The organism is Lacticaseibacillus pantheris DSM 15945 = JCM 12539 = NBRC 106106 (genome assembly GCF_001591865.1).
GTDB classification, from domain to species: domain Bacteria; phylum Bacillota; class Bacilli; order Lactobacillales; family Lactobacillaceae; genus Lacticaseibacillus; species Lacticaseibacillus pantheris.
In genome coordinates this window covers 1-6635 of record NZ_BCVS01000122.1, presented here as the reverse complement: position 1 = coordinate 6635, position 6635 = coordinate 1, and the positions used below count along the sequence as shown (strand labels likewise).

6 protein-coding genes are annotated in these 6635 nt (G+C 55.3%); 4 read left to right on the top strand and 2 right to left on the bottom strand.

Annotation, left to right across the window (positions count from 1 at the left end; genetic code table 11):
• Positions 1-106 precede the first annotated feature (106 nt).
• Entirely contained in the window at positions 107-814 is a 708-nt protein-coding gene (nagB, locus tag LPA02S_RS10205) for a glucosamine-6-phosphate deaminase (protein ID WP_056956171.1), read from the bottom strand.
• Positions 815-1220: 406 nt separating this feature from the next.
• A complete protein-coding gene (locus tag LPA02S_RS10200; RefSeq protein WP_056956170.1) occupies positions 1221-3608 on the bottom strand; it encodes a helicase C-terminal domain-containing protein in 2388 nt (795 codons plus the stop codon).
• A 215-nt stretch (positions 3609-3823) separates the two neighbouring features.
• On the opposite strand from LPA02S_RS10200, the gene LPA02S_RS10195 reads away from it, so the two are divergent.
• From LPA02S_RS10195 to LPA02S_RS10180, 4 genes are all read left to right on the top strand, one after another.
• A complete protein-coding gene (locus LPA02S_RS10195) occupies positions 3824-4432 on the top strand; it encodes a hypothetical protein (protein ID WP_056956169.1) in 609 nt (202 codons plus the stop codon).
• Positions 4433-4462: 30 nt separating this feature from the next.
• Positions 4463-5305 carry a sulfite exporter TauE/SafE family protein gene (locus LPA02S_RS10190; RefSeq protein ID WP_174520302.1) on the top strand — a complete coding sequence of 281 codons (843 nt, stop codon included), beginning with the start codon at positions 4463-4465 and terminating at the stop codon, positions 5303-5305.
• Entirely contained in the window at positions 5305-5682 is a 378-nt protein-coding gene (locus tag LPA02S_RS10185; protein ID WP_061777632.1) for a DUF1634 domain-containing protein, read from the top strand. The genes LPA02S_RS10190 and LPA02S_RS10185 overlap by 1 nt, the downstream gene beginning before the upstream one ends.
• Positions 5683-5777: 95 nt before the next feature.
• Positions 5778-6380, top strand: a complete 603-nt coding sequence (locus tag LPA02S_RS10180; RefSeq protein WP_056956167.1) for a nitroreductase family protein — start codon at positions 5778-5780, stop codon at positions 6378-6380.
• Positions 6381-6635: the final 255 nt, after the last annotated feature.

Below are 6635 nucleotides of genomic sequence, written 5' to 3'. Positions count from 1 at the left end.
CGCAGGCCAGAAGACGCCGCATAAGCAACTCTAACCAAAAGGCCAAACCCGGGCCTTTCGGTTAGAGTTGCTTATGCTCTGCCTTCTAAACGGCCTGCTGCGCTCTCTACTTACTCAACTTACTAGCCGCCGCCTCGTCAACAAACACAATCACGTTGTCGTGGTTTTGCAATACGGATGCTGGCACGTCCTCCGTTACCGGACCCTCAACCGTTGCCTTAATGGCGTCAGCCTTGTCTTCACCGAAGGCCAACAGGATGATTTGCTTGCTCTTCATAATGGAGCCAATGCCCATGGAAATGGCGTAACGTGGCACGTCTTCTTCATGTTCAAAGAACCGTGCGTTGGCGTCAATCGTCGACTGCGTCAACGTTACTTTGTGGGTGCCCTCATCAAACGGTGTGCCTGGTTCGTTGAAGCCGATGTGGCCGTTACGACCAATGCCCAGCAACTGAATATCGATGGGGTGCTCCTCGATAATCTGGTCGTAATCCTTAGCAGCCTGCTCGATGTCTGCAGCCTGACCGTCTGGGACAAAGCTTTGCTTGAATGGCTTCTTGCTGAACAGGTGCTCGTTCATAAAGTAGTGGTAGCTCTGGTCGTTCTTCGTGTCCAAGCCCACATACTCGTCCAGGTTAACGCTGGTCATCTTGCTGAAGTCCAGATCACTACTGGTCATGTCGTTGTACAGGTCAACGGGGGAGCTACCCGTAGCCAGACCCAAAGTCTGAATACCATTGCCCATTGCGTCCTTAATTACGTTAAATGCCGCCTTGCTAGCCGCTGCCTTACCGTCAAATACACGTACATCCATGATTGAATCCTCCTTGATTGTCTTCCGCTCGTTTGGTCTATACCAATGATATTATCAGGGGCGTTGAAAGTCAAGCTTTTCTAACCTTAGTGTAGCCGGTTTCTTTGACGGGTGCTATAGCGGGTGTTGGTTGGTATACGTCCTATTTGAGCGGGCGGAATTGTAGCGTATTTTTTGAATTCAAAAATAGCCTCCCAACTGGCGTGATTACTCCCAATGTTGTGAGCAATCGGCTACCAGTAGGAGGCCAAATTAGTTGAGTTCTGAAGTGTGGACGGGATGAAACTACGCTATTTGTTGACCAAAGCGCCAACAAACCAGGCTGAGAAAATTAAAACCACTCCTAGTAGAACCAGCAGTATATCTTTTTTAAAGTTGACCTTTTTCCCTCGAGCACCTAGTTAGCTTACACATCACTCGGTTCCGGATGCTCCGCCCAAAAGTTGGTTAACGTTGCGGCCAGTTCGCGCGTGCTCCGCGTGTTCGCCTTGACCTGCCAGTGGGCCGGCAGCAGTTGCCGGTAGCGGGGCTCATTGAAGCGGGCGTCCAGTAAGAGGATGACGCCCACGTCATGGGCGCCGCGAATGACTCGCCCGCCAGCTTGCAGGACGTTGTTGAGCCCGGGGAGTTGGTACGCGTACGCAAAACCCTGGCCGTTGCGTTGCTGGTAATACTGCTTGATGCGGTCGGTCTCGCTGGACAGTCCCGGCAACCCGACCGAGACGACCGCCACCCCAATGAGCGCCTGTCCGCGGAGGTCGATGCCCTCGGCGAAACTCCCGCCCAGTACCGCGAAACCAACCACTGGTGGTTGTCCCGGTGCAAAGGCGTCGAGGAAGGCTTTGCGGTCCGCTGCGGACATCGCGCTCCTTTGCGTAACCACATCGCATTGTGGGTTGGCCCGCACAAAGGCGTCGTGCACCGTCTCAAGGTAAGCGTACGACGGGCAAAAGACCAGGTAGTGGCCGGACCGCGCCGTGACCATCACCGTCAATGCGGCGATTAATGCCGGTAGGCTGGCGGTGCGTTCGCGGTACGTGGTGCGCACGTTGCCGGCGACGATTACCGCCTGGTTGGCCGGCGGGAACGGTGACGGTAACGTGTACGCCAGGCTGTTGTCGGTGCCGCCCAGGACGTCGCGGTAGTAGTCCATCGGGGTGAGCGTGGCCGAAAACAGGACGGCACCGTGACCGAGGGCGAGCCGCTCGTCCACAAATTGACTGGGGTTCAGGCACATTTGCTTCACCGTCAGGTCCGCTCCGTCGCGGGCAACGCTCGTTTCAAAGGCGTCGTCGTACAACTCGGCAATTTTGAGGTAGGCGTTGGCGGCAAAGAAAGCGTCCAGACCGGCATCCAGTACCTGGTCAACCTCCGCGTTCTTCTCGGCTTCCAGCCACTCGTGAAACTGGGTGGCAAAGGCATCGAGGCTGTCAATTAGGGGCTCAATGGGCTCCTGCTGGAAGTGCTCCTCGCGCTGCAGGTTGGTGTCCAGTACGTCCATAGTGTCTTCGACGCCGCGGATGCTCTTACGCAGCCGGGTAATGCGTCCACTTTTCAGACCGGATAATTGGGGGATGATGTCAGCAAATGCCTGCCGTGATACCGCAGCACTGTACATGTTGCGGGCTCGGTCCACCAAATTGTGGGCCTCATCAACCAGAAAGCAGTTCTCGGGGTCAGGGTTTGCAAAGAAGCGTTGCAGAAATACCCGTGGGTCGAATAGGTAGTTGTAATCGCAAATGATGACGTCACAAAATAGGCTGGCGTCCAGCGAAAATTCGAACGGATCGACGGTATGTTTACGGGCGTACTCCTCGACTACCGCACGAGTAATGAGGTCGTTATTAGCGAGCATGTCCAGTAACGCGGGCTTGAGCCGGTCGTAGTAGCCGAGCATGTACGGGTTTTGCGTGGGCTCGTCGGGTTCGTCGTCAAAACGGATTGTGTCCCGGGCAGTGATGGTGATACTTTTCGCGGTCAGGCCGGCATCGCCCATGCGGCCCATGGCGTCCTCGGCCACGTGGCGGGTGGCGGCTTTGGCCGTTAAGTAAAACGCCCGGTTGATGAGCCCGGCACCCATGGCTTTAACGGCGGGAAACAGGGTGGAGATGGTTTTGCCCGTACCAGTGGGAGCCTGCACAAAGAGTCGCTGGCCGGTGTAAATGGTCTTGTAAACTGCGCCAGCAAAGTCGTGTTGGCCCGCACGAAATTCTGGAAAGGGAAACTGGAGGGCCGCGGCGGTCTCGTTACGGCGTTTGATGATGTCGCTGCGTAGCTTAATCCAACTACCAAACTCCGTAATCAGCGCTTGGTAATTATCCGCCAGCTGGGCCGCGGTGTATTCGCGGCGATGGTGGCTCTCGTCCTGGTTGCGGGTGTTGACGTAAATCAGGTCGATGGTGAGGCCGTCAAGTTCCCGTTCCGTGCACAGATAGTGGCCGTAAGTTTCGGCTTGCGCCCAGTAGCGGTCGACGGTGTTGGGGGTGAGTTGGTCAAAGTCGCGGGCGGAAGTCTTGATTTCTTCCAGAATGACGGGACCATCGTCAGGGGTGATCACCCCATCGGCCCGGCCGTCAATGGTGTACTCAACGTCGGCGATGGTTTCATCCCGTTTAAGGTAAACTTCCGACTCGTATTCGTAGTCGGAGTTATCGGCGTGGGCATCCTGGATACGCCGGTGGATTCGGCTACCCATCATGGCGGTATTGTTGCTGGATTGCGTGACCGGATTAAGGTCGCCGCTACGCACGGTAAACTCAACCAGTTCCCGTACACCAATTCTCGTTGTGGCCACGTACTCACCGCCTTTGCAATTGATTCAGGCATCGTATCCCAATTTTAAATAGGTTACGTTGTGCCCGTCGTGTGTGGTACCGCGACCTTTAGTATAGATGTTTGGCGGGTGGCTGACCACCAGAACCCTTGCAGGGGGTGCGGCTGTTCGATATGATGAGTGCAGTTATGGCGTGTGCACGCGCGCCTTTGCATATAAGAAGGGAATACCAAATTATGGAGATCAACGTACAGAAATATCTTGATGCCGTGACGAACACGGACTTTGTGATTGCTGAACACACGGTGAAACCATCGGCAGTGGAGCAGGACGGCGTAGCGGCGGCTCTTGCGCCCATGGTGGCCGACGCTCAAACCAATCTAGCGGCCGGCCGTATTATGCGCAGCGTGGTCACCATCACGAGCGCGGAACCGACCACCATTGCTTTGGAGGCCGGCGTGGTGAACCTGCCCATGGCGGACGCCAAGAAAATCACCAATTTTTTGGGTAACGACGAGATTGTGCCGGTGCGGGTGTACCTGACCGTCGCCAACAAGTTCCTGAACGCATCCGGGTTCCGCATTGACGAGGTCGCAACGGCGGACGAGTTTATCGCCAACGCGGATCAGTACGGGCAAAGCATTGTGGCCTCCGTCCAGGAAAAGCTAGCGCATATTGCTGAGGAAGCTGCCAAGCCTCAGGAGGAGGTTAAACCGCAGACCGTTAAGAAGACGACCACGAAGCGCAAAACTACGCGCACGGCCAAGAAGACGACGGCGAAGAAGACCACGACGCGTAAACGTACCACCACTAAGAAGGCGGCCACTAAGAAGACAGCCAAGTAGTAGTGGGCACGGTAGGGAGGCCGAGGAATGATTAACCAGATGATTTTATTAGTAGTGACCGGTGTTGCGGCCGGCATTCTGGGTGCCATTATGGGTATCGGTGGGGGGATGATTATTACCCCCGTGCTGACGGTGCTGATGGGGCTGCCCATCCAGTACGCCATTGCGGCCAGCATTATCGCGGTGATTGCGACCAGTTCTGGTGCGACCATTGCGTACCTCCGCGACGATATGTTGAACCTGCGGGTGGCGATGTTTCTCGAAATCGGGACGACGGTGGGTGCCATCGTGGGTGCTATCGTTACGGGCATGGTTCCGTCCAACATTTTGTACTGGCTGTTTGGCGCGTTGTTGGTATTTTCCACCTACAACATGATCCGTAAGTTGATTGGTAAAACCGACGCCGCACCAGCGGACCATCCTGACGAGCTGGCCACCAAGTTGAAGCTGAACGGCTCTTACTACGATAAGGCCACAAAGAAGCAGGTTGATTACACCGTCACCAACGTTCCGGGCGGGATGACCATGATGTTTGGGGCGGGGCTAGCCTCGGGGATGCTGGGTATTGGTAGTGGTGCGTTCAAAGTGATTGCGATGGACACCATCATGAAGATGCCACTCAAGCCTAGTAGCGCCACGTCTAACCTGATGATGGGGGTAACGGCTGCCGCGAGTGCGACCGTGTACTTCTTTAACGGGTCACTGCGGCCGGAAATTGCGGTACCACTCGCACTGGGAATTCTGGGTGGCGCGTTGATTGGATCACGGATTATGCCGATTATGCCCACGCGGTTATTACGCATGATCTTTGTACCCATCATTGGTTTCATGGGGATTCAGATGCTGCTGAAAGGATTCGGGGTGACCATCTGATGCAAAATCGTGAACGGGACCAGATGCACGAGGAAACCAAGTACGTTGAACTACTAATTGGTCGTATCATGCGTATCGGTGTGATTGCGGCGGTCGTGGTCTTACTTATTGGGCTGGTGTTGATGCTCTTCCAGGGCGGCAACTACGCCACGGGCTCGCAACCACACCGCTTTGGGACAATCTTCACCGGGCTGCTGCACGGTCAAGCCGATGCGGTCATGATGGTTGGCTTGTTCCTGCTCATCCTGACGCCGGTACTGCGAGTGGTCGTTTCCATATATGCTTTCATGGTGGAGCACGACCGTCTGTATGTGTGGATAACCACCGTCGTACTAGTCATTCTGGCGGTTGCGATGGTCATCGGTTACTTTGGGTAAACGGGTCACCGAAAATCAGTTCGGTACTGTACTTACAAAAAATAAGCTGGTAAGATGATTCTTGTAAGCAAAAAGATAAGGTGGTTATTACAGTTATGGAAACTAAACTTTTGGATTTGTTAAACCAGCGGCACTCAATTTACGCGCTGGGCAAGAACGTTAAGCAGAGCGACGAGGACATCGTGGAATTGGTGGAGAACACCATTCAGGCAACGCCACACGCATTTAACGCCGTTACGACCCGCGCGGTCTTCCTGTTCGGTGCTAAGCACGACGAACTGTGGGACATCGTGGTTAAGCGGCTCAAGAGTGAGGTGCCAACTGAGGCGGCCTACGAAAAGACCAAGGAAAAGATTGCTAGCTTCAAGGCGGCTTACGGGACCATCCTTTACTTTGTGGACACGGACCAGGTTGCCCAGCTGGAAAACGACTTCCCGCTGTACGCTGCTAACTTCAAGGATTGGGCGGAACAGGCTGAAGGTGCCATCCAGACCAACACTTGGGTAGCGCTGGCCGAAAATGGCATCGGCGCTAACCTGCAGCATTACAACCCGATTATTGACGACTTGGTTCGGGATGCATTCGACATTCCGGCAAACTGGAAGCTCCGCGCGCAGATGGACTTCGGCTCCATCGAGGCTGGTGCTGACGCCAAGGACAAGATGGACAAGAACGACCAGTTCAAAGTCCTGAAGTAACTCGAACACAACCTTATACAGGTGCACCAACAATACAATACTCAACAAGGCCGCGACCCCGTGTCGCGGCCTTTTATACGGTGGTGGGTGGACGGCAGCGTCGGTTGAACCGGTGAAATGCGGCTTAGGTGGCTGTGAACACGCGGGTGGTATTTGGGACTGCGGCTTGCGTGCCCTACGCCGTAGGTTGCTACGGTGGCGGGTGGGCGGCCGCGTCGGTCGGCCCGGCGAGCTGCGGCTTACGTGGGGCACTCC